A 22,454-nucleotide genomic window follows, 5' to 3' on the forward strand; every position below is an offset into this window, starting at 1 on the left:
TGAGCCCCTACCGGTATTGCTAAGTACGTAAGTTAACGCCCGGGCGATCAAACGTTCGGGCGTTTCGCTTTTATTTCGGGTAGCATGGAGCTTGTGCAGGTGTTGACTTGCGCCATGGGTGGCTGCCTTTCGGGCAACTACCGCACTCCGGCTTGCGATTTTGCAATATTGTTAATGCAGTTCCAACCAAAATGCCTTATGTCAGACAAAAAATCCTCTAGCGGCGAAAAATTACTGTATTGCTCGTTCTGCGGCAAAAGCCAGCACGAGGTGAAGAAACTCATCGCCGGCCCGTCCGTGTTCATTTGCGACGAGTGCATCGACCTGTGCAACGACATCATCCGTGATGAAACGTCGAGCATCGAGACGGTGACCGGTACCAAATCCGACCTGCCGACACCGCAAGAAATTGCCGCCTTGCTCGATCAATACGTGATCGGCCAGCAGACTGCCAAGCGCATCCTGTCGGTGGCGGTGTACAACCATTACAAGCGCCTCAAGCACCTGGGCAAGAAAGACGACATCGAACTGGCCAAGAGCAATATCTTGCTGGTCGGTCCTACCGGCTCGGGCAAGACTCTGCTGGCGCAGACCCTGGCGCGCATGCTCAACGTGCCGTTCGTGATCGCCGACGCCACCACCCTGACCGAAGCCGGTTACGTGGGTGAAGACGTGGAAAACATCATCCAGAAGCTGCTGCAAAGTTGCAACTACGACGTCGAGAAAGCCCAGCGCGGCATCGTCTACATCGATGAAATCGACAAGATTTCGCGCAAGTCCGACAATCCGTCCATCACGCGCGACGTGTCGGGCGAGGGCGTGCAACAAGCCTTGCTGAAACTCATCGAAGGCACGATGGCTTCCGTGCCGCCACAAGGCGGCCGCAAGCATCCGAACCAGGATTTCGTGCAGATCGACACGACCAACATCATGTTCATCTGTGGCGGTGCCTTTGACGGCCTGTCGAAAGTGATCGCCAACCGTTCCGAAAAGAGCGGTATCGGCTTCTCGGCCACGGTGCGCAGCAAGTCGCAAAGCTCGGCTAGCGAACTGATGCTGCAAGCGGAACCGGAAGATCTGGTCAAGTTCGGCCTGATCCCGGAACTGGTGGGCCGTCTGCCCGTCATCGCCACCCTGGCGGAATTGACGGAAGAGGCGCTGATCCAGATCCTGGTCGAGCCGAAGAATGCGCTGATCAAGCAGTATTCGAAGCTGCTCGAGATGGAAGGCGCGGAACTGGAGATTCGTCCGGCCGCCCTGCATGCGATCGCCAAGAAGGCGCTGGCGCGCAAGACCGGTGCCCGTGGCCTGCGTTCCATCCTGGAACATGCTTTGCTGGACGTCATGTACGAACTGCCGAGCGAACAAAATGTGGTGAAAGTCGTCATCGACGAAAATACCATCACCAGTGGCGCCAAACCTTTGTTGATTTATCAAGAGACCGCCAAGGCCTCCGGAGAAAATTGAAAACTGCCGAGACAAATGCATAAAAAGCGTTTTGATTCCTTAATGCATGGCAGTACAATTTAAATCAATGAGTGCAGGCTTCAATCGTAAAGCCACTCGCGGCACTTAGCTGCGCGTGGCTTTTTTTACTGTTAAAACTGCATTTGTTACAGTCATGCGGGTGTGTTTTGCGAAATAGACTCTATGTTTGTTTCACAGAATTATTTATTCTCGCCGGTCTTGTGTTTTGGCAGCGAGCGCCAACATCGTAAACACGCTTTCTATAAGGTACGCCATGACAACTTCCAAATTAACTGAGCAAACTCAACTGCCGTTATTGCCGTTGCGGGATGTCGTCGTTTTCCCGCATATGGTGATACCGCTGTTCGTTGGCCGTCCAAAGTCGATCAAGGCCCTGGAAGCTGCGATGGAGCAGGGCAAGAGCATCATGCTTGCCGCTCAAAAAGCAGCCGCGAAGGACGAGCCGTCCCCTTCGGATATCTATGAAATTGGCTGTGTCGCCAATATTCTGCAAATGCTGAAGCTGCCCGATGGCACCGTCAAGGTGCTGGTCGAAGGCGCGCAGCGTGCCCGTATCAACCACATCAGCGATGCGCCGACGCACTTCATCGCCGACCTGACGCCGCTCGAGTCCGAGCCGGGCGACGAGTCGGAAGTCGAAGCCATGCGCCGCGCGATCGTGCAGCAGTTCGACCAGTACGTCAAACTGAACAAAAAGATTCCACCGGAAATCCTCGCATCCCTGTCGGGCATCGACGATGCCGGCCGCCTGGCCGACACGGTGGCTGCGCATCTGCCGCTGAAGCTGGAGCAAAAACAAGTCATCCTGGAAATTTTCAGCGTGGCCAAGCGCCTCGAACACCTGCTGGGCCAGCTCGAAGGCGAGCTCGACATTCTGCAGGTGGAAAAGCGCATCCGTGGTCGCGTCAAGCGCCAGATGGAAAAGTCGCAGCGCGAGTACTACCTGAACGAGCAAGTCAAGGCGATCCAGAAAGAACTGGGCGAGGGCGAAGATGGAGCCGACCTCGACGAGCTGGAGAAGAAAGTCGCGTCCGCCAAGATGCCAAAGGAAGCGCTCGACAAGGCCACCAACGAGTTGAAAAAGCTCAAGCTGATGTCGCCGATGTCGGCCGAAGCCACCGTCGTGCGCAATTACATCGACACCCTGGTCAACTTGCCTTGGAAAAAGAAATCCAAGGTCAATAACGACCTGGCGAATGCGGAAAAAGTGCTCGAGGGCGACCACTATGGCCTCGACAAGGTCAAGGAACGCATCCTGGAATACCTCGCAGTGCAACAGCGCGTCGACAAGCTCAAAGCGCCTATCCTGTGCTTCGTCGGTCCTCCGGGCGTCGGCAAGACCTCGCTGGGCCAGTCCATCGCCCGCGCCACGAACCGCAAGTTCGTGCGCATGGCCCTGGGCGGCGTGCGCGACGAAGCCGAGATTCGCGGCCATCGCCGTACCTACATCGGTTCGATGCCGGGCAAGATTCTGCAATCGCTGGCGAAAGTCGGCGTGCGCAATCCGCTGTTCCTGCTCGATGAAGTCGACAAGATGGGCGCCGATTTCCGTGGCGATCCTTCGTCGGCCCTGCTGGAAGTGCTCGATCCGGAACAGAACCACACGTTCTCCGACCATTACATCGAAGTCGATTTCGACCTCTCCGATGTCATGTTCGTGGCCACGTCGAACTCGTACAACATTCCGCCAGCCTTGCTTGACCGCATGGAAGTGATCCGTCTGTCCGGTTACACGGAAGATGAAAAGACCAGCATCGCGCAGCGTTATTTGCTGCCGAAGCAGATCAAGAACAATGGCTTGAAGGAAGAGGAAATCTCGGTGGCCGAGTCGGCTTTGCGCGACATCATCCGCTACTACACGCGGGAAGCCGGTGTGCGTTCGCTCGAGCGTGAAGTGTCGAAGATCTGCCGCAAGGTGGTGAAGATGCTGTTGCTGAAGAAATCCGACAAGAAAGTCATCGTCAACTCGAAGAACCTGGATAAATTCCTCGGCGTGCGCCGCTACGATTTCGGTGTTGCAGAGAAAGAAAACCAGGTGGGCCAGGTGGTCGGTCTGGCATGGACGGAAGTGGGCGGCGATTTGCTGACCATCGAAGCCGTGTCGATGCCGGGCAAGGGCGGCATCATCCGCACGGGTACCCTGGGTGACGTCATGAAAGAGTCGATCGAGGCAGCCCGCACGGTGGTGCGCAGCCGGGCACAGCGCCTGGGCATCAAGGCGGACGTGTTCGAGAAGAGCGACATCCACATCCACGTGCCGGAAGGCGCGACACCGAAGGACGGTCCTTCGGCTGGCGCAGCCATGACGGTGGCGATGGTATCGGTCTTCACGGGCATCCCCGTGCGTGCCGATGTGGCGATGACGGGCGAAATCACCTTGCGCGGCGAAGTGTTGCCGATTGGCGGCCTGAAAGAGAAGCTGCTGGCGGCCCATCGCGGCGGTATCAAGACGGTCCTGATTCCAGAGCAGAATGTGAAAGACCTGGCCGAAATTCCGGACAACGTCAAGAACAAGCTGGAGATCGTACCGGTGCGCTGGATCGATAAAGTGCTGGAAATCGCCCTCGAGCGCATGCCTGAACCGTTGGTGGAAGTCGCTGCCGTGGAGGCTGTCACGGCCGCTGCGGCCAAGCCTGACGCGGCTGGCGAGGTAGTAAAACACTAACGTTTTACCCCTGTTTCCCCCAAACAAGCGCTTTTAGAGCGCTTGTTTTATATTGAAACGTGAATTGCGCCCCCAAAGCGCTTGACACATATACAGTGTGGCTTGTTTAATACGCCTGCACATTTTTTTCGCCGGACAGCTGTGGTGCCAAAAGTGCCGCAACGATACGGTAAACGTTTTATACCTTTGTAATTGGGGATGCTAGTGAACAAGACTGAATTGATCGACCACATTGCTGAAAAAGCTGACATTTCCAAAGCCGCCGCTGCGCGCGCACTCGACGCTGTTATTGGCGGCGTGACGGAAACTTTGAAAAACAACGACAGCGTGACGCTGGTTGGTTTTGGCACTTTCTCGGTCAGCGAACGCGCTGAGCGTACCGGCCGCAATCCGCGTACCAAAGAAGCGATCACGATCGAAGCTGCAAAAGTACCAAAATTTAAAGCTGGTAAAGCTTTGAAGGATGCTGTAAACTAACGGACTTCGGTGAGGTGACAATCACCGGAAACATTTGGCGGCGCCTTCGGGGGCCGCGATTTCAGGGTTGAAGTTCTTCGAATCGCAAGCCTGGATGCAAATGCAAGTAGTACTGTGTATTTTTCGGAGTGGTAGTTCAGTTGGTTAGAATGCCGGCCTGTCACGTCGGAGGTCGCGGGTTCGAGTCCCGTCCGCTCCGCCAAAAAAATACGCTCTTAAGGAGTGGTAGTTCAGTTGGTTAGAATACCGGCCTGTCACGTCGGGGGTCGCGGGTTCGAGTCCCGTCCGCTCCGCCAGAATATAGAAACCCGCGCTGCTGAATAAGTAGCGCGGGTTTTTCTTTTATGCGCCCGATTATCTCTACGCGCTTCCATTTTGAAAATCCCGCATGCCGTTTTGAATCAAGCGCATGGCCATTTAAATCCGCTTTAAGCTTCACCGGGTTTAATGCCGAGGCTGGCGCCTTGCCGGCATGGCTGCGCGGCGCGCGGCACCGGGGCAGGGCGCGCGCCCTGATTTACTCTTGCTATAGCGCTATGGGCATTGTAGAATCAGGAGATAATGGCTTGGGCGTCAGAATCCTGCTTTAGTTCCAGCGCCAAGTTGTTGAATCTAAAGGGGAAGTGGACATCTGTCCCGTCCATTCCGCCGAAGAAATCAAGGCGAACGCATGTTCGCCTTTTTTTATAGTGATCCACTCATCCCGAATTGGCTGACCATGTTTGAATTTATTCGTACCCATCGACGCTTGATGCAGTTTCTCTTGATGCTGGTCATCGTCCCGTCTTTTGCACTGGTCGGTATCAGCGGCTACCAAAGCTTCGGCGACGGCGCAAACACCATCGCCAAGGTCGGCGACCAGGTGGTCACGCAGCAGCAATATGAAGAAGCGCAACGCCAGCAGATCGACCGCTACCGCCAGATGATGGGCGAGCAGTTCGACCAGAAAATGTTTGACACGCCGGAAGCGCGCCAGAGCATCCTCGACAACCTGATCGCCGAGCGCGCCGTGGCCGCCGAAGTGGGCCGTAGCCACCTGGTCATCAGCGATGCCGTGCTGCAAAAGGAAGTGCTGGAAATCCCAGGCTTGACGTTGCCGGACGGTAAATTCGACCTGGAACGCTACAAGTCCATGCTGGCCGCGCAAGGCATGACGCCGCAGATGTACGATGCGCGCCGCCGCAGCGATATGGCCCTGCAGCAACTGGCTGGTGCCGTGCAAGGCACCGCCTTCGCTCCAAACACCGTTTCCAAGCGTCTGTCCGACATCACCTCGGAAGAGCGTGAAGTGCAGGAACTGCTGTTGCCGATCGCCCAGTACGTGCCGGAAGTCAAAGTGACGGACGCCATGATCAAGGCTTTCTATGATAAGAACAGCAAGTTCTTCGAGATCCCGGAACAAGCCAAGATCGAATACGTCGTGTTGGACGACAGCGCTGCCGGCGAGCAAGTCGACGTCACCGACGCTGACGTGACCGGCTACTACGCGAAGAACCAGAAAGCCTACACGACGGAAGAAGCGCGCCAGGCCAGCCACATTCTCGTAGCCGTCAAGAAAGACGCCCCGGCCGCCGACAAGGCAGCCGCCAAGGCCAAGGCTGAAGCCATCCTGGCTGACGTGCGCAAAACGCCTGCCAGCTTTGCCGCCGTGGCCAAGGCCAAGTCGGAAGACCCTGCCTCCGCCGAACAGGGCGGCGACCTGGGCGTGATCGGCAAGGATGGCCTGCCAGCACCACTGCTGAGCGCGGTAAGCAAGCTCAAGCAAGGCGAAATCAGCGATATCGTCGCTTCCGATTTCGGCTTCCACATCCTGACCGTCACCTCGCTCAAGCCACAGCACGTCAAGGCACTCGATGAAGTGCGCGGCGAAATCACAGCCGATCTGCGCAAGCAATTTGCTGCCAAGAAGTATTCGGAAATGGCCGAAACCTTCACCAACACGGTCTACGAGCAATCGGACAGCCTGAAACCGGTGGCTGACAAGCTGAAGCTGAAAGTGGAAACCGTCGCCAACCTGTCGCGCACGCCGTCGCCAGCACTGGGCAAGGCACCGTTCAACAATGCCAAGTTCCTGACCGCCATCTTCTCGAACGATTCCTTGAAGGACAAGCGCAACACGGAAGCCGTCACTGTCGCGCCAAACGTGCTGATCGCCGGCCGCGTGGTGGAATTCAAGCCAGCCAGCAAGCGTCCGCTGGCCGAAGTCGAAGCGATGATCCGTCAGCGCGTGACCCTGGAAGAAGCGGAAAAGCTGGCGAAAAAAGCGGGCGAGACCAAGCTGGCCGCCTTGAAAGCCTCGGGTGACGCAACCGGTTTCGGTGCAGCGCAATGGGTCTCGCGCAGCAAGCTTGACGGCATCAACCGTGCCGCTATCGCGCAAGTCATGAAAGCCGACACGAGCAAGCTGCCAGCCTATGTGGGCGCGGACTTGCCAGCCCTGGGCTACGGTATCTACCGCATCGCCAAGGTGCAACAGCCGGCGCAAGTGGACGCAGCGCGCCGCCAGCAAGAGAAAGACCAGATCAGCGGTATCCTGGCACAACAGGAAATGTTCGATTACGTCGAGTACCTGAAATCCAAGGCCAAGGTGAAGATCGTCAAGCCGGTCACCGCCCCAGCCGCCGCAGTGCCAGCACCGTAAGATTTAGTTTCCACGCATAAAAATAGCCGCTTCGTAGCGGCTATTTTTTTGTCTTGAAAATGTGCATGTTGTGCAATTTGCTAGGCCCCAGCGTAAAGCTGGGGTCAGTCACTTCGTGATTGGAATACGCTCCATTGGAGCGTATTCCCCCGGCGGGTCTGACCCCGGATTTTTGCCTCGGCCTAGAGGTAACGTCAACAACTGGCTTACTTCGCGTTCAGTAACGGCGCTAGCCGCGGCCAGATATTCCTTAAAATCGTCGGATGCGCCTGCGCATTCGGGTGCATGCGGTCGGCCTGGAACAGCTGTGGCTGGTCGGCGATGCCTTCGAACATGAAGGGCACCAGCGGCGCCTTCCATTCCTTGGCCAGCTTGCCATACACGCCATAAAACTGCTCGCCATAGGCGCGGCCATAATTGGGCGGCATGCGCATGCCCACCAGCACCACCTGCGCGCCCGTTTTCCTGGCAGCGTCCCCCATGGCGCGCAGATTCGCTTCGGTGGCCGCCACGGGCAAGCCGCGCAAACCATCGTTGGCGCCCAGTTCGATCAGCACGACGTCGGGCTGGTGCTTCGTCAGCAGGGCAGGCAGGCGCGCGCGGCCGCCGCTGGTGGTCTCGCCGCTGATGCTGGCGTTGACGATGCGCGTATCGTTCTTTTGCGCTGCCAGGCGCTGTTCCAGCAGCGCTACCCAACCCGTGCCCCGCGCCAGGCCATACTCGGCCGAGAGACTGTCGCCGAGCACCAGCAGCGTTTTTGGTGCAGAATAGGCGTTCGTCATGCCGGATACCAGCAGCAGGGCTGCCGCAGGAAGCAGGGACAGCGTGCGCCGCCGCATGCGGCTGCTGCCCTTGACACTTATTTGTTCACGAAATTTTTTAAGATAGATCAGCATGCCCGAATTCCCTAAAGCGACTTCCACCAGTTTTCTCCCGTCAGAAGCAGCGGCCCAGCGGCCCACCGCACCCAACAGCCAAAATGCCCAGCCGGCCATCGAAGTGGTCCAGCTGGCCAAGCGCGTACCCGATGCCGATGGTGAGCTGACCATCCTGCATCAAGTCGATTTTACCGTGCAAACGGCGGAGACGCTGGCCATCGTCGGCGCCTCCGGTTCAGGCAAGTCCACCTTGCTGGGTTTGCTGGCCGGCCTGGATACGCCCAGCGAGGGCAAGGTCATCCTCGACGGCACCGATATCTTCGCCCTCGACGAAGACGGCCGCGCCGGTTTCCGCAAGGAAAAGCTCGGTTTCGTGTTCCAGTCCTTCCAGCTGCTGGCCCACCTGACGGCGCTGGAAAACGTCATGTTGCCGCTGGAGTTGCGCGGCGACCCGGACGCGAAAGAGAAGGCGCAAGCCATGCTGGGCAGAGTCAACCTGGGCAGCCGCCTCAAGCATTATCCGAAATACCTGTCCGGCGGCGAACAGCAGCGCGTGGCCCTGGCGCGCGCCTTCGTCACGGAACCGCCGCTGCTGTTCGCCGACGAGCCGACGGGCAGCCTCGACGCCGCCACCGGGGAGGCCGTGATCCAGCTGATGTTTGAGCTGAACCGTGAACGGGGCTCAACCCTGGTGCTGGTCACGCACGACAGTTCGATCGCGGCGCGCTGCGGGCGGACGATTACGATTTCGGCGGGCAGGTTGGTGTGATTGCTGGTGGTGATTGTCGGATTACGCGCTGCGCGCTAATCCGACCTACCCGACCTACCCGACCTCCGGGGTGCAGGTTGGATTAGCGCAGCGTAATCCAACACCCCCAACGCCATACGCTTATGCCGACAAGGCATTGATCAACTTGCGTATCGCCGGGATCAATTCCCCCGCCGTCAGGCCAATGGGACCCTCGCCCGAGGCCACCAGTGCGTCGGCTGCCGCGCCGTGCAGCCATACGGCGCCAATCGCCGCTTCCCATTCCGGCCAGCCCTGCGCCAGCAGGCTGCCGCACAGACCGGACAAGACGTCGCCCGTGCCAGCCGTCGCCAGCGCGGGGCCGCCCGTGTTGTTGATGACGATGCCACCATCGGGCGCGGCGATCACCGTGCCCGACCCTTTCAATACCACGATGACGCCCAGCTGCGTGGCCAGTTGGCGCGCCGCGCCCAGGCGGTCGGCTTGCACCTCGGCCACCGTCATGTCAAGCAGGCGCGCCGCTTCCAGCGGATGCGGCGTCAAGATCGTCGCGCCCGGGCCCGCGCGCACGGCCAATGCCGATTGCAGTTCCGGCTCGGCCGCCATCAGGTTCAGTGCGTCCGCGTCAAGCAGCAGCGGACTGTCGCTCTCGAACGTCCGTTGCAGCAGCTCCACCGTATCAACGTCGTCGCCGAGGCCCGGACCGGCCACCAGCGCGGCAAAATGCAGGCCCGAGAAATCCACGTCCCTGGCGTGCCGGCACATCAGTTCCGGCTGGCCGCTGTCAAACGCGGGCGGTGCGTCGGGAAAGGCGATATACACGCGTCCCGCGCCCGCGTGCAGGGCCGTGCGCGCCGCCAGGATGGGTGCGCCCGCCATGCCTTGCGCGCCGCCGATGATGGCCACGCTGCCGTAGCTGCCCTTGTGCGTGTTTTGGCGGCGCGGCTGCAACTGGCGGGCGAACAGGTGCATGCCGCTCAGCTGGGCTTTGGTTGGCGGCAGCAGAGCTGGGTCGATGGCCAGCGCCGCCACTTCCACTTCCCCCGCATGGTCGCGGCCATTCGCCGTGTGCAGGCCCGGCTTGTCGCCGATGAAGGTAAGCGTATGCGTGGCGCGGATGGCGACGCCGTCGATGGCGCCGGTGTCCGCATGCAGGCCGCTGGGCACGTCGAGCGCCAGCACGGGGCATGCCAGATTGTTGACCAGCTGCGCCATTTCGCGGCATTCACCGTCGAGCGGGCGCGACGCGCCGATGCCGAACAGGCCATCGATGACGAGGTGCCATGGCGCCGCGCCCACCGCGGCCGAGGCCATGGAAGTTGCCGCTTCCATGAAGCGCGCGGCGCTGTTGCGCGCACGGCTCAGGGCCTGTTCGCGTTCTGGCGACGTGGCTTGCGCCTCGGGCGCCAGCCAGACGAGTACCTCGGTGCCGCTGCCGGCCATGTGCGCGGCCACCTCCAGCGCATCGCCGCCGTTGTCGCCTGGGCCAGCCAGCACCAGTACGCGCCGGTGGCCCGCACTGCCGCCGTCTTCATGGGCGTGCAGCAGCTTCAGGGCGGCACTGGCGGCAGCCTGGCCCGCGCGCTGCATCAGCAGCCCTTGCGGCAGGTCGCGCATGGCCGCTTGTTCGATGGCGCGCAGTTCGGCGATGGAATACAGGGGAAGGGCGGTGGGGGTCATGGTGCGTTCCATTTATTGGTATGCCTTCAACATACGGCCGATCCACGCGGAAGGCAAGGCGCGCACGCCTGAAACGCGCCCCTGTTTGGCGGCTACAATAGCCATCTCACATAAGTACGGGGGCAGGACGATGGACTGGCAATTCTGGATCGACCGGGGCGGCACCTTTACGGACATCGTGGCGCGCCGTCCTGACGGCAGCCTGGCCACGCACAAGCTGCTGTCGGAGAACCCCGGCCAGTACCGCGATGCGGCGCTGGCCGGCATGCGCCGGCTGATGGGGCTTGCGCCCGAAGCGCCGCTGCCCGTCGAACAGGTGGGCGCCATCAAGATGGGCACGACGGTGGCGACCAATGCGCTGCTCGAACGCAAGGGCGAACCGACCGTGCTGGCCATCACGCGCGGTTTTCGCGACGCCTTGCGCATCGCCTACCAGAACCGCCCGCAGCTGTTCGCGCGCCAGATCATCTTGCCGGAACTGCTGTATGGCGACGTGATCGAAATCAATGAACGCCTGGGCGCCCATGGCGAAGTGGTGGAGGAGTTCGACGAGGCGGCCGCTCGGGTGGCGCTGGAACACGCGCATGCGCGCGGCGTGCGCGCCATCGCCATCGTACTGATGCACGGCTACCGCTACCATGCGCACGAGGCGCGGGTGGCGCAGCTGGCGCGCGAGGCCGGTTTTACGCAGGTATCCGTGTCGCACGAAGTGAGCCCCATGATGAAACTGGTGGCGCGCGGCGACACCACGGTGGTCGACGCCTATCTGTCGCCAATTTTGCGCCGCTATGTGGACCAGCTGGCGGCCGAACTGCCTGGCGTGCACCTGCAATTCATGCAATCGAACGGCGGCTTGACGGATGCGCGCGCCTTCCAGGGCAAGGACAGCATTTTGTCCGGCCCTGCGGGCGGCATCGTCGGCATGGTGCGCGCCAGCGCGCTGGCCGGTTTCGATAAAGTCATCGGCTTCGACATGGGCGGCACCTCGACGGACGTGTCGCATTACGCGGGCGAATTCGAGCGCGTATTCGAGACGCAGATCGCCGGCGTGCGCATGCGCGCGCCCATGATGAGTATCCACACGGTGGCAGCCGGCGGCGGCTCTATCCTGCATTTCGACGGCGCCCGCTACAAGGTGGGCCCGGACAGCGCGGGCGCCAACCCCGGCCCTGCCAGCTATCGGCGCGGCGGGCCGCTGGCCGTCACCGACTGCAACGTCATGCTGGGCAAGCTGCAGCCCGCGTTCTTTCCCCGCGTTTTCGGCCCCGACGCCGATGAGGCGCTGGACGCGGCCAGCGTGCGGGCCCAGTTCGCGGCCCTGGCGCACACGGTGAACTCGACGCCGGAACAGGTGGCCGAAGGCTATATCGCCATCGCCGTAGGCAATATGGCCAACGCCATCAAGCAGATTTCCGTGCAGCGCGGTCACGACGTCACCGAATATACGCTCACCAGCTTTGGCGGCGCGGGCGGCCAGCACGCCTGCCTGGTGGCCGATGCGCTGGGCATGCGCACGGTCTTCATCCACAGCCTGGCGGGCGTGATGTCGGCCTACGGCATGGGCCTGGCCGACCAGAGCGCCATGCGCGAACAGGCTGTCGAGGCGACACTGGGCGTGGACCTGGCGGGCGATTTCATGGCCCTGGGCGACCTGGCGCGGGGCGACTTGCTGCGCCAGGGCGTGGCAGGGGATCGCATCGCGCTGGTGCGGCGCGTGCATCTGCGCTATGAGGGCACGGATACTGCCGTCGTCGTGCTGTTCGATACGGTGGCCGGCATGCAGGCGCAGTTCGAAGCGGCGTATAAAAAGCGCTTTTCGTTTTTGATGCCGGCGCGCGCCTTGATCGTCGAAGCCATTTCCGTGGAAGCCATCGGCGCGTCCGACGCGCCGGCAGTGGTCACGCCGTCCCATGCGCCCCGCGCCAGCGCGCTGGCGCCTTTGGCGACGGTGGCCATGTACTGCACCGGCGCGTGGCGCGACAGCGGTCTGTATGCGGCAGACAGCCTGCGTCCCGGCGACGCCATCGATGGCCCGGCCATCGTCAGCGACGCCAATGCCACCACCGTCATCGAGCCGGGCTGGCGCGCCGACGTCACGGCGCATGGCCATTTGATCTTGCGCAGAGTGGTGGCCTTGCCAGAACGGCGCGCCAAGGGTTTGCCAACAGCGACGCAAGCCGACCCCGTGATGCTGGAAATTTTCAATAATATGTTCATGTCGATTGCCGAGCAGATGGGCCTGCGCCTGCAAAATACGGCCCATTCCGTCAACATCAAGGAGCGGCTCGATTTCAGCTGCGCCATCTTCGACGCGCAAGGTCAGTTGATTGCCAATGCGCCGCACATGCCCGTGCACCTGGGCTCCATGGGCGAGAGCATCCGCACGGTCATGACGCGCAACGCAGGCACCATGCGGCCGGGCGACGTGTACATGCTGAACGACCCGTATCATGGCGGCACGCACTTGCCCGACGTGACGGTGATCTCCCCTGTGTTTGACGAGGCGGGCGGCGCCATCCTGTTCTATGTCGGTTCGCGCGGCCACCATGCGGATATCGGCGGCACCACGCCCGGCTCGATGCCGCCCGATTCCACGCGCATCGAGGAAGAGGGTGTATTGATCGATAATTTCAAGCTGGTCGATGGCGCCACGGGCGTGATGCGCGAAGACGCAACCCTGGCCTTGCTGGCGGGCGCCAGCTGGCCTGCCCGCAACCCAGGGCAAAACCTGGCCGATTTGCGCGCCCAGGTGGCGGCCAACCAGAAGGGGGCCGAAGAACTGCACAAGATGGTCGCGCATTTCGGCTTGCTTGTGGTGCAAGCCTATATGGGCCACGTGCAGGACAATGCCGAAGAAGCCGTGCGCAGGGTCATCACGACCCTGAAGGATGGCAGCTACGCGCTGGAGCTGGACAACGGCGCGCGCATCGAGGTGGCGATCAGGGTCGACGTGGCTGCACGCAGCGCCACCATCGACTTTACGGGGACGTCAAGCCAGCTGCCGAACAATTTCAACGCGCCGTCCGCCGTCTGCATGGCGGCCGTGCTGTACGTGTTCCGCACGCTGGTCGACGACGACATTCCGCTCAACGCAGGCTGTCTGAAGCCTTTGACCGTAATCATCCCGCCCGGCTCCATGCTCAATCCGCAGTACCCGGCCTCTGTCGTGTCGGGCAATGTGGAAACCTCGACCTGCATCACCAATGCCCTGTATGGCGCGCTGGGGGCGATGGCCGCCTCGCAGGGAACGATGAACAATTTTACGTTTGGCAGCGCCAAGTACCAGTATTACGAGACGATATCGGGCGGTTCAGGCGCCGGTCCCGGTTTCGACGGCACGGACGTGGTGCAGACGAACATGACCAATTCGCGACTGACGGACCCGGAAATTCTGGAGTGGCGCTTTCCCGTGCGGCTCGACAGCTACAGCATCCGTGCCGGCTCGGGCGGGGCGGGGCGCTGGCATGGCGGCAATGGCGGCGTGCGCCGCGTGCGCTTCCTTGAGCCGATGACGGCGGCCATCCTGTCGAACAACCGGATTGTTGCGCCGTTCGGCATGGATGGCGGCGCGCCGGGCGCGCTGGGGCGCAATTACGTCGAGCGAGCCGACGGCACGGTGGAGCACCTGGCGCATATCGGCAAGACCGGCATGCAGCCGGGCGATGTGTTCGTGATCGAAACGCCCGGTGGTGGCGGCTATGGCAAGTTGGAATAGGCCATGTCAGCACTGGCACCGCTGAGCTGCGCGCGCACCTGGCCCACATCGCGCATGGGCGCGCGGCCGAACTGGCGGCTGTATTCGCGGCTGAACTGCGATTCGCTGGCGTAGCCGACGCGGTAGCCGGCCGTGCCCGCGTCGATCTGTTCGACCAGCATCAAGCGCCGCGCTTCCTGCAATCGCAGCAGCTTCTGGTACTGCATCGGCGTCATCGCGGTAATCGCCTTGAAGTGGTGGTGCAGCGACGACATGCTCATGTTTGCCATGCCGGCCAGGTGCTCGATGCGCAGCGGCTGCGCGTAATGGTGTTTGATCCAGTCGATGGCTTGCCCCACCTGGTGCGACTGGCTGCTGGCCAGCGCCATGTGGCGCAGGCGCGCGCCGACAGGGCCATTGAGCAGGCGGTAGGTCAGCTCGCGGCGGATCAGGGGCGCCAGCGCGGCGATTTCCCCCGGTTTATCGAGCAGGCGCACGAGGCGCAGCATGGCGTCGAGCAGCTCGGGCGAGACGTCGCTGACGGAAATGCCGCGCGTGGCGGGGAGGATTTTTTGCGCCCCATTGTCACTGTCGCTGTCGAGCAGCGCCGCCACGTCGGCGATGTCGATGCCCAGCACCACGCACAGGTGCGGCTGGTCCACGCTCGCTTCCACCACGCGCACCTGCACTGGCAAGTCGACGGACGTCAGCAGATACTGCATGCGGCTGTAATGGAAGGTTTCGCTGCCCAATGTGACGTCCTTCGCCCCTTGCGCGATGATGGCCACGCTGGGGCGCGCCGCATGGAACAGCGATTCCGTGACGGACGACTGGCGGTGGAACGTCAGGTTGCCGATGGCTGTCGCGTAGTCGCCCGTGCGCGGCGCGTGGCGGCTGATCAGGGCGGCGATTTCGTCTTGGGGCAGGAGCAGGGTAGGCATGGGGGCAGTATGCGGAAGGCGAGGATGGACAGGGGCTGATCTTACGCAGATTTGGAGGATCGTGCAAAGGTCTTGCAGGATCGCGGTAACGGCGGACGGGCTTCTCGGGCACACTTGTGCAATCGCATGCATGGCACGCGTCCCCCTCGTCACACACACATAGATACAGGAGTTTTCATGACCACCATCGCCAAAGGCTACGCCGCACTGGGCCCCACCTCCGCACTGCAACCGTTCACGTTCGAGCGCCGCGCCCCGCGCGAAGACGACGTCGCCATCTCGATCAAATACTGTGGCGTGTGCCATTCCGACATCCACCAGGCGCGCGACGAATGGGGCGGCGCTGCCTTCCCCATGGTGCCAGGCCATGAAATCGCCGGCGTCGTCACGGCCGTCGGCGCTGGCGTTACCAAGTTCAAGGTGGGCGACCACGTGGGCGTGGGCTGCTTCGTCGACTCCTGCACCACCTGCAAGACGCGCAACGTCGACCTGGAACAGTACATGCCAGGCCTGATCCAGACCTACAATGGCGTCGAAGCCGATGGCAAGACGGCCACGCAGGGCGGCTACTCGGACAGCATCGTTGTCAAGGAAGGCTATGTGCTGTCGATACCCGACAACCTGCCGCTGGACGCCGCCGCGCCGCTGCTGTGCGCTGGCATCACCCTGTATTCGCCGCTGAACCACTGGAAAGCCGGCCCTGGCAAGCAAGTCGCCATCCTGGGCATGGGCGGCCTGGGTCACATGGGCGTCAAGATCGCCCACGCCATGGGCGCCGAAGTGACGGTGCTGAGCCAGACCTTGTCGAAGCGCGAAGACGGCCTGCGCCTGGGTGCCAAGCATTACTACGCCACCAACGACGCGGATACGTTTACAAAGCTGGCCGGCACGTTTGATTTGATCATCTGCACCGTGGGCGCGTCCATCGATTGGAACCAGTACATCAACCTGCTGAAGGTCGATGGCAGCATGGTCATCGTCGGCATCCCCGACGGCGCCGTGCCGCCGATCAGCGCCTTCGGCCTGGTGGGCGCGCGCCGCAGCCTGTCCGGCTCCATGATCGGCTCGATCAAGGAAACCCAGGAAATGCTGGATTTCTGCGGCAAGCACAATATTGTGTCGGACATCGAGATCATCCGCATCCAGGATATCAATGAGGCGTTTGAGCGCGTGGTAAAAAGCGATGTACGGTATCGCTTCGTGATCGACATGGCATCTCTGTAACGCTCGAGAAAAAGCCCAGGGCGTTGTTGCCGCGTCTCGCCGTACATTCGTACTGTCTTCGACGCGGCGCCTAGCCCTGGGCATTTTTCAAGCGTTCCAACGGCGTTTGTTTAAATGCCAAAACCGGCATGGCGCCGTCGCACCTCCTCCCATTCCCGCCAAAAATCAAGCTCCCTTGTCAATTTTTCTTTCCTTGCGTCAAAAATCGGCATAAAATGAAACCGTACAGTACAGTTTCGCTACGTAGATTTAAAAAATCAGCCATCCCTAACGTATTTGCCTGGGCAGGGGAGGCGTCATGGATAAAAAATGGACACTTCAACAAAGAATGGAGCGGCGGCGATCCCGGCGGTCTTCAGGGGCAAACGGCTTGCCCTGACGGTTTTTGGTATTTTTCTCGGATTCTCCGGCCTCGCCCTGGCGGCGGGCGGCATCGAACTGATCACCCTTGGCGGTTCCTGGTACTACCTGCTGGCCGGTGTTGGCCTGATATTGTCCGGCCTGCTGTATCTGCGCCGCAAACCACTGGCCAGCGCCATCATCGCCGTGCTGGTGATCGCCACCGTGGTCTGGGCCGTGTGGGAAATCGGCTTTGCCTTCTGGCCCATGGTGCCGCGCCTGGCGCCGTTCCTCGTCATCGGCCTGCTGACTGCCTTGCTGCATCCGTGGCTGGCGGGTCGCAAACACACGGGGCAGTCGCGCGGCTTCGCGGCCCTGTTTGCCGTCGTGCTGGCAGCCGGTTTCGCTGCCATGTTCAAGCCGCACGGCGTGCTGGAGGCCATCGCGCAGCCGCAGCAGGATGCCGTGACGGCCATCAATGACGGCAGCGCCAACTGGGCGCACTATGCAAATGGGCCGCAGGGCACGCGCTTCGCGCCGTACACGCAGATCGACAAGGCTAACGTCGACCAGCTGCAAGTGGCGTGGAGCTACCGCACGGGCGAGGTGGCCGAAGGCGCGTCCGAATCGCAGAATACGCCGCTGCAGATCGGCGACACCATCTACACGTGCACGCCGACGAGCAAGGTGATTGCGCTCGACGCGGACACGGGCAAGCAGCGCTGGACCTTCGATCCGAAACCGGCCAACACGAAAACGTGGAACCGCTGCCGCGGCGTCGGTTACTACGAGCCGGCGAAGGTGACAAAACCATTTCATTTCGATGGCATGCAGGCGGCCAACGCGCCTGTCGCGGGCGCGTGCGCCAAACGCATCGTGCAAGTGACCATGGATGCGCGGCTGATCGAGATCGACGCGCAGACGGGCAAGCAGTGCGAAGGCTTCGGCGACAAGGGCTCCGTCGACCTCACCGTCGGCCTGGGCAAAGTGAAAATGAACGTGCCGTACTACGCCTACACGTCGGCGCCCACGGTGGCGCGCAACCTGATCATCCTCGGTGGCTGGGTGTTCGATGGCCGCTCCACCGATGAACCATCGGGCGTCGTGCGCGCCTACAGCGCCGACACGGGTGAACTGGTGTGGGCCTGGGACCTGGGCAATCCAGCCATCACCAAGCTGCCGCCGGAAGGGCAGACCTACACGCGCAGCACGCCGAACATGTGGTCGGCGCCTGCGTTCGATGATGCACTTGGCCTGGTGTACCTGCCGACGGGGAATGAGCAGCCCGACTTCTGGGGCGGCAAACGTCCGCCACTGACGGAAAAATATGCGTCAGCCATCGTTGCCCTCGACATGGCCACTGGCCGCGAGCGCTGGACGTATCAAACCGTTCACCACGATATCTGGGATTACGATGTGGCCGCGCAGCCGGCCCTGTACGACGTCCCGGACGGCAAGGGTGGCAAGATCCCCGCGCTGGTGCAGCTGACCAAACGTGGCCAGATCTTCATGCTGGACCGCCGCACGGGCAAACCGATTGCCGAGGTGGTGGAAAAACCCGTGCCGCAGGAGCACGCGGCCGGCGACTGGGTGTCCAGAACGCAGCCATACTCCACCGGCATGCCGGCCCTCGGTGCGGAGACCCTGACGGAACGCGACATGTGGGGCGCCACCTTCTTCGACCAGCTGGCCTGCCGCATCAGCTTCCGCAAGCTCAATTACCAGGGCGAATTCACGGCGCCAGCTACGCGCGAGACGCTGATCTATCCGGGCTACTACGGTGGCTTCAACTGGGGCGGCGCGGCCATCGATGAAAGCAATGGCTATATGTTCGTCAACGATATCCGCATGCCGCAAGTGGTCAGGCTGGTGCCGCGCGAAACGGTGGACGTGGCCAAGCTGACGGCTGGCCACGGCGTGGGCAGCACCTATCCGATGGATGGCACGCCGTTCGTCATCGACCACAAGGCCTTCAATTCACCGCTGGGCATTCCCTGCCAAAGCCCGCCCTGGGGTGTGTTTGCCGCCATCGACCTGAAAACGCGCACGAAAGTGTGGGAGCGTCCGGCCGGCACGGTGCGCGATGCCGTCATCCACGGCGTGCGCGCGCGGTTGCCTATCCCGCTGGGCATGCCGACCCTGGGCGGTGGCATGAGCACGGCATCGGGCCTGGTGTTTTATGCGGGTACGCAGGATTACTATCTGCGCGCCATGGATATCGCCACGGGCCGTGAAGTGTGGAAGGCGCGCATGCCCGTCGGTTCGCAAGGCACGCCGATGACGTATGTGTCGCCCAAGTCGGGCCGCCAGTACGTGGTAGTCGTGGCGGGTGGCGCCCGCCAGAGTCCGGACCGGGGAGATTACGTGATAGCATACGCGCTTCCCAAGACACAGTAAGAGTTTGCTTCATGCCCCAGTTGCGCGCCGTTCCAGCTTCCCCCAGTACCCGAAGCGAGGAGCGGCGGCGCAAGCTGCTGGTGGCGGCGGCGGACCTGTTCCTCGCCTCCGGCTACGACGGCGTCAGCATGGACGCCATCGTGGCCGCGGCGGGCGGCTCGAAAGCCACGGCCTACCGCTACTTCGGCAGCAAGCAGGAGCTGCTGGTGGCGGTAGTCGAATACCTGTGCGCCGACTTCATCATCGCGCTGCGCCGGCTCGATACTTCGCAAGTCGGCCTGGAACAGGGCTTGCAGCTGATCCTCGATGAACTGGTGGCTGTCGTCACCAGCCCCCGCCACGTGGCTTTCTACCGCCTCGTCGTTACGGGAGCCGCCGCTGTTCCGGCCGTGGGCCTGACCTGGTACGAACATGGCCCGCAAGTGTGGCACGCCCTGATATTGCGCCTGCTGGAGCAGCAGCGCACCCAGGGCCGCATCGCGCCCGATACCGCGTTTTCCAACCTGCCGCAAATTCTGTTCGACGCCGTCTTCTCGCACCTGACCACGCGCACCGTCATGCTGGGGCAGGGCGGCAGCGCCGCCACCTTCCGGCCATTGATTGCGGAGTTGATCGAATTGGTGGTGGCAAAGGTGGCGCGAAGGGCGGATTAGGCCGGCAGGGCCGTAATCCGACAATTATCCATCTACAACGTTCACCCGTGACCGTCGCTTGGCAAGTTCAGCGAATAAATCCGCGTTTTCCTCAATCGATTTGATCGCACATTGTCGGGCCACGGCCGGCGGCGCCAGCCGTTGCGGCACTGTCCGGTAGCGTGCCGATTGCCGTCTTTGCCAGTATTTACTTGAACATACAGGCGTCTTGTTGCACAATCAGCCATTTTTCTGGTGGGAGATGCACGATGAGTGACGTGGAAGCGGCCGGCGCCCTGGCGATGGCAGGTTTGGCTGCCAGCGAGATCGAGGGCGATAAAACGCCGCAGCAGGCCAGTGCCGCGCCGATTGCGAACTGCGCCAACTGCCAGGCGCCGCTGGGCGGCGCGTTTTGCCAGGCCTGCGGCCAGTCGGCCCACATCCACCATTCGCTGCTGCACCTGGCCGAAGAAGTCGTGCACGGCATCCTGCACTTCGACGCCAAGGCCTGGAAGACGATCCCGCTGCTGGTGGCTTTTCCTGGCCGCCTGACGCGCCGCTACATCGACGGCCAGCGCAAGAACTATGTTTCGCCGCTAGCGCTGTTCCTGTTCATGGTGTTCCTGACCTTCTTCGTCACCTCGTTCGGCGGCGGCCAGCTTCTCACCCGCGACGCCAATATCGCCTCGCTGACCAACCACGCCGCGTCTGCCAAGCTCCGGGTCGAGCGCAATGAGCTGGCGCTGGCTGAAGCCCGCAAGGCCGATGCCGGGGTCGCCGGTGTCGAGAAGGCGCTGGCCGTTTCGCGCAAGCTTCAGCACGAAGCCGAGCAACGCCTGCTGTACGTGGTGTCGCCCGAAAAAGTGACCAGTGAGGACGGCGTTGAGCTGAGAGAACCAAGTTGGTTCAACAAGATGGCCTCCAAGATCATGTCCAGCCCGCCCAATCCCAACGCCAATTTTCCGGAGTTGGAAAAAACCTTTCGTCACGCCGCCGAGAATCCCGAGTTGGCGTTTTACAAGCTCAAGAACACGATCTACAAGTTCTCGTTCCTGCTGATCCCGATCTCGCTGCCCTTCGTGTGGCTGATGTTTTTCTGGAAACCTGGCGTGACCATGTACGACCATGCGGTGTTCGTGCTGTACTCGCTGTGCTTCATGTCCTTGCTGTTTACAGTGCTGATACCGCTATCGATACTCAACCAGGGTTGGCTGATCGGATTGCTGGTGTGCCTGGCGCCGCCGCTGCACATGTTTGTGCAGCTACGCGGCACCTACAGCCTGGGCAAATGGGGCGCGCTGTGGCGCACCTGCATGCTGCTGCTGGTGGCCAACGTCGTGCTTGGCGTGTTCATCGTGCTGGTGTTGATGATGAGCGTGCACTAGAGTCACACACGCTGGGCAATGACGTGGCAGGGGGCCATATGTTTGGGCATCCGGCACTCAGGCGTGGCCGATGGCTACTCTAGAATGGATGATTCCCTGCATTTTGGACTGCGCCGATCTTGACAGGTCGGCACCGCATTGGCCGCACTGGCAGGATTGCGGTTCATGACGGTGTTCGATGCGCGGCAATTCCGGTGGCAGCGCCTGACGGCCGGCACCCTTGCGCTGCCGCTTGGCCGATGCCTGGGTGTCGAGTTCTTCCTTGATCGCAGCCAAGTCCATATGACCGTTTCCTCGAACAGCAGGCGCTGCTCGCCGGCGAGCGCTTCACTTGCCTTGCCGAAGGGGATCCGGCGGTAGTAAGCCAGTTCGTGCGTCAACGCGGTGATCTTGAAGTGCTTTTCAGCCAGTCTGGCCTGCGCCTGCGCCAGCAGGCCTGGGTCGATGTCAGTGCGGGCAAGTTCGTTGAGCGTCTGGCTTCGTCGCATGCGCGCGTGATCGTCCGTCGCCTGCAACGCATCCGCAATCCGCACTCTGCAAAAAACGTGGCCCTTTGTTCCCGGCCAATCGCGGCGACCAGATAGACAAATTTGTTTCTTGCATGGTTTTCAACTGGGACATTTTGTCTCAATGTATGGAAATTGTTTTGAGGTAGTATGCTTCAGAACGTGCAGCAACGCCATCCTTGCAGGGCAGTCGCTGACGTTTTCTCCTCTCTCATCTGCATTCGGCAAATCACGGCGCCCGATGCCATCGTTATTTCATAGGTAGATATAATGTGAGATTCAAACAGGATGCCTGGGGGGATGGTTGGAACAGAAGCTGCTGAAGCAGCGTTTTGAGGTAGTGCTCCTCACGATAGATAGTGTCAAGTAATAACCTGGAAATATTCAAAATGATGGATTGGACCCCTATAGTCTTCGTTACGTTCAAGGCTCTCGTGCTCGGCACGGGCATGTTCTTCGCCATCAAGTGGCATTACGATCAAGGAAAGAAGGATAAGGATAAGGCGAAGCAGAATCGCGCGGTGCTGCGCGCGAGCGGCAAGGTGGTCGCAGTCTTCGGGCTATTGCTCCTGGCCTTGGGCATCGTCACCTTCGTCGTTGTCAGGACGGTCGGTTTGGACATGACCTTCCCATGATGGCAAAGAATAGTCGGCCGATATCGAGTGATGCGCCAGCAATTCTCCGATGCGGCTCGGGCAGCATCGGCAGGCGGGTCAGAGCTCGCTTCGGTCCATCGGCATCGCTGCGGGACGATGAATC

Annotated in this window: 15 protein-coding genes and 2 tRNA genes; 13 read left to right on the forward strand and 4 right to left on the reverse strand. The window is 61.5% G+C overall.

The features are described 5' to 3' along the window. Positions 1-198: 198 nt before the first annotated feature. The 6 genes from clpX to ACQ4WL_RS10350 all read left to right on the forward strand — a co-directional run bounded on the left by clpX (position 199) and on the right by ACQ4WL_RS10350 (position 7,271). The gene (gene clpX, locus ACQ4WL_RS10325) at positions 199-1,467 is read left to right on the forward strand and encodes an ATP-dependent Clp protease ATP-binding subunit ClpX (RefSeq protein WP_010398446.1); all 1,269 of its coding nucleotides are present in this window, start codon (positions 199-201) and stop codon (positions 1,465-1,467) included. Between the two features lie 274 nt (positions 1,468-1,741). Beyond that, a complete protein-coding gene (gene lon, locus ACQ4WL_RS10330) occupies positions 1,742-4,153 on the forward strand; it encodes an endopeptidase La (RefSeq protein WP_436509621.1) in 2,412 nt (803 codons plus the stop codon). 204 nt (positions 4,154-4,357) lie between these two features. Beyond that, the gene (locus ACQ4WL_RS10335; protein ID WP_010398442.1) at positions 4,358-4,630 is read left to right on the forward strand and encodes an HU family DNA-binding protein; all 273 of its coding nucleotides are present in this window, start codon (positions 4,358-4,360) and stop codon (positions 4,628-4,630) included. Positions 4,631-4,755: 125 nt separating this feature from the next. Then, positions 4,756-4,832: transfer RNA gene (locus ACQ4WL_RS10340), tRNA-Asp, on the forward strand. Positions 4,833-4,849: 17 nt separating this feature from the next. Beyond that, positions 4,850-4,926: transfer RNA gene (locus tag ACQ4WL_RS10345), tRNA-Asp, on the forward strand. Positions 4,927-5,348: 422 nt separating this feature from the next. After that, positions 5,349-7,271: a SurA N-terminal domain-containing protein gene (locus ACQ4WL_RS10350; RefSeq protein ID WP_436509622.1), complete on the forward strand. Its 1,923-nt coding sequence runs from the start codon at positions 5,349-5,351 to the stop codon at positions 7,269-7,271. A 206-nt stretch (positions 7,272-7,477) separates the two neighbouring features. Here ACQ4WL_RS10350 and ACQ4WL_RS10355 read toward each other — a convergent pair whose 3' ends face one another. Next, positions 7,478-8,167 carry an arylesterase gene (locus ACQ4WL_RS10355; RefSeq protein WP_436509623.1) on the reverse strand — a complete coding sequence of 230 codons (690 nt, stop codon included), beginning with the start codon at positions 8,165-8,167 and terminating at the stop codon, positions 7,478-7,480. Between ACQ4WL_RS10355 and ACQ4WL_RS10360 the strand changes: the two genes are divergently transcribed. Then, entirely contained in the window at positions 8,166-8,918 is a 753-nt protein-coding gene (locus tag ACQ4WL_RS10360; protein WP_436509624.1) for an ABC transporter ATP-binding protein, read from the forward strand. The genes ACQ4WL_RS10355 and ACQ4WL_RS10360 overlap by 2 nt on opposite strands. Before the next feature lie 120 nt (positions 8,919-9,038). Here ACQ4WL_RS10360 and ACQ4WL_RS10365 read toward each other — a convergent pair whose 3' ends face one another. Further along, positions 9,039-10,577 (reverse strand): NAD(P)H-hydrate dehydratase, encoded by a 1,539-nt coding sequence (locus ACQ4WL_RS10365; protein WP_436509625.1) that lies wholly within the window; start codon positions 10,575-10,577, stop codon positions 9,039-9,041. A 130-nt stretch (positions 10,578-10,707) separates the two neighbouring features. Between ACQ4WL_RS10365 and ACQ4WL_RS10370 the strand changes: the two genes are divergently transcribed. Further along, the gene (locus ACQ4WL_RS10370; RefSeq protein ID WP_436509626.1) at positions 10,708-14,292 is read left to right on the forward strand and encodes a hydantoinase B/oxoprolinase family protein; all 3,585 of its coding nucleotides are present in this window, start codon (positions 10,708-10,710) and stop codon (positions 14,290-14,292) included. On the opposite strand, the gene ACQ4WL_RS10375 is transcribed toward ACQ4WL_RS10370, so the two are convergent. Continuing rightward, a complete protein-coding gene (locus ACQ4WL_RS10375; RefSeq protein ID WP_436509627.1) occupies positions 14,274-15,212 on the reverse strand; it encodes an AraC family transcriptional regulator in 939 nt (312 codons plus the stop codon). The genes ACQ4WL_RS10370 and ACQ4WL_RS10375 overlap by 19 nt on opposite strands. A 177-nt stretch (positions 15,213-15,389) precedes the next feature. Between ACQ4WL_RS10375 and ACQ4WL_RS10380 the strand changes: the two genes are divergently transcribed. The 4 genes from ACQ4WL_RS10380 (at position 15,390) to ACQ4WL_RS10395 (ending at position 21,189) form a co-directional block, all read left to right on the forward strand. Continuing rightward, positions 15,390-16,436, forward strand: a complete 1,047-nt coding sequence (locus ACQ4WL_RS10380) for an NAD(P)-dependent alcohol dehydrogenase (protein WP_436509628.1) — start codon at positions 15,390-15,392, stop codon at positions 16,434-16,436. A 309-nt stretch (positions 16,437-16,745) separates the two neighbouring features. Beyond that, a complete protein-coding gene (locus tag ACQ4WL_RS10385) occupies positions 16,746-19,172 on the forward strand; it encodes a membrane-bound PQQ-dependent dehydrogenase, glucose/quinate/shikimate family (RefSeq protein ID WP_436509629.1) in 2,427 nt (808 codons plus the stop codon). Between the two features lie 11 nt (positions 19,173-19,183). Continuing rightward, positions 19,184-19,825, forward strand: a complete 642-nt coding sequence (locus ACQ4WL_RS10390) for a TetR/AcrR family transcriptional regulator (protein WP_436509630.1) — start codon at positions 19,184-19,186, stop codon at positions 19,823-19,825. Positions 19,826-20,073: 248 nt separating this feature from the next. Continuing rightward, positions 20,074-21,189, forward strand: coding sequence for a DUF3667 domain-containing protein (locus tag ACQ4WL_RS10395; RefSeq protein WP_436509631.1), 1,116 nt, complete (start codon positions 20,074-20,076; stop codon positions 21,187-21,189). Positions 21,190-21,263: 74 nt separating this feature from the next. On the opposite strand, the gene ACQ4WL_RS10400 is transcribed toward ACQ4WL_RS10395, so the two are convergent. Then, positions 21,264-21,677 (reverse strand): transposase domain-containing protein, encoded by a 414-nt coding sequence (locus ACQ4WL_RS10400; protein WP_436509632.1) that lies wholly within the window; start codon positions 21,675-21,677, stop codon positions 21,264-21,266. Between the two features lie 407 nt (positions 21,678-22,084). Between ACQ4WL_RS10400 and ACQ4WL_RS10405 the strand changes: the two genes are divergently transcribed. Beyond that, complete coding sequence (locus ACQ4WL_RS10405) at positions 22,085-22,330, forward strand: hypothetical protein (protein ID WP_436509633.1); 246 nt, start codon at positions 22,085-22,087, stop codon at positions 22,328-22,330. Positions 22,331-22,454: the final 124 nt, after the last annotated feature.

This window comes from Janthinobacterium kochi, from assembly GCF_051380715.1.
Classification (GTDB): domain Bacteria; phylum Pseudomonadota; class Gammaproteobacteria; order Burkholderiales; family Burkholderiaceae_D; genus Janthinobacterium.